At 39.6% G+C, this 1547-nt stretch carries 1 protein-coding gene; it reads right to left on the reverse strand.

The window, feature by feature from the left end; all coding sequences use genetic code 11:
- A partial coding sequence (locus BX659_RS18690; RefSeq protein ID WP_374956492.1) for a xylulokinase occupies window positions 1–1547 on the reverse strand: 1547 nt, incomplete at both ends.

Genomic DNA, 1547 nt, shown 5'->3' on the forward strand with positions numbered 1-1547 from the left:
CAGTTCTTATATCTTTCCATAAAGATTTCAAAGCCTTCAACATCTTCAGCATCTGGTTCAATGATGGACTCATTTTGATCTGCAAAGATATTTTCATTAAGGAAAGCTTCCAAAGGTTGGTCATCTTCTTTATTCAAACAATAAGATGCCAATAGAGCAATTCCCCAAGCTCCACCTTCACCAGCAGTCTCCATCACAGCAACTGGTGCATTAACAGCAGCAGCCATCAAACGTTGAGCAACACCCTTAGTCTTAAATAGTCCACCATGACCAAGCATCTTATCCAACTTAACACCTTCTTCTTTGATAAGAATATCCATTCCAATCTTCATTGCACCTAAAGCACTTTGGAGATTAACACGCATAAAGTTGGCTAGATTAAAGTTACTATCAGAGGTTCTAGCAAATAATGGACGTCCTTCTTCAAAGTGAGTTATATGCTCTCCTGATAGGTATCCATAAGCTAACAGTCCTCCACAATCCTTGTCACCTTCAAGAGCTTTGTTATATAAAGTCTTATAAAGAGTTGTCATATCTACCTCAAAGCCTAAAGATGCTGTTACCTCTTTAAAGAGGTTAACCCAAGAATCCAAATTAGAGGCACAGTTGTTGGAGTGAGCCATAGCAACTAACTTCCCAGTTGGTGTTGTTACCAAGTCTAATTCTGGATGGACTTCTTTAAGATCTTTTTCCAAAACAACCATTGCAAAGATCGAAGTACCAGCAGAGACATTACCTGTACGTGCAGCCACACTATTAGTTGCTACCATACCTGTTCCAGCATCACCTTCAGGTGGACACATCAAGCTTCCTGCTTGCAACTTACCACTAGGATCAAGGAGTTTAGCCCCCTCTGCAGTCAATGTTCCAGCAGCTTCACCTGCCACCAATGTCTTAGGCAGAATATCTTCTAACTTCCATGAAAAGTTCTTATCTGCTACCAAGTCATCAAATTGCTCCAGCATTCTCTGATTATAAGAAGCTGTTTCGATATCAATTGGGAACATTCCTGAGGCATCTCCAACGCCTAATACCTTCTCACCAGATAATTTCCAATGAACATAACCTGCTAATGTTGTCATGTAATCAACTTCACTAACATGCTCCTCATCATTTAAGATTGCTTGATATAGATGGGCTATACTCCAACGTTGAGGAATTGGATATTCAAAGACTTCCATTAGCTGTTCACAAGCTTTTTCAGTGAAGTTATTTCTCCAAGTTCTAAAAGGGACAAGTAAATCATCAGCTTGATCAAAGGCTAAATAACCATGCATCATTGCACTAAAACCAATAGCACCGATCTTTGTTAATTCAAGATCATACTTAGTCTTAACATCTTCTGCCATGTTCTTGTAACTGCTTTGAACACCTTCCCAAACTTCTTCTAAGCTATAGGTCCAAACTCCATCTACATAGCTGTTTTCCCAGCCATGCTCACCTGCAGCAATCGTTTGGTTATTTTCATCAAGTAAGACTGCCTTAATCCGAGTTGAACCTAACTCAATACCTAACACAGTCTTGCCACCGTTAATAGCTGTTTGTAT

The sequence above is a fragment of the Orenia metallireducens genome (assembly GCF_003001995.1).
Classification (GTDB): Bacteria; Bacillota; Halanaerobiia; order Halobacteroidales; family Halobacteroidaceae; genus Orenia; species Orenia metallireducens_B.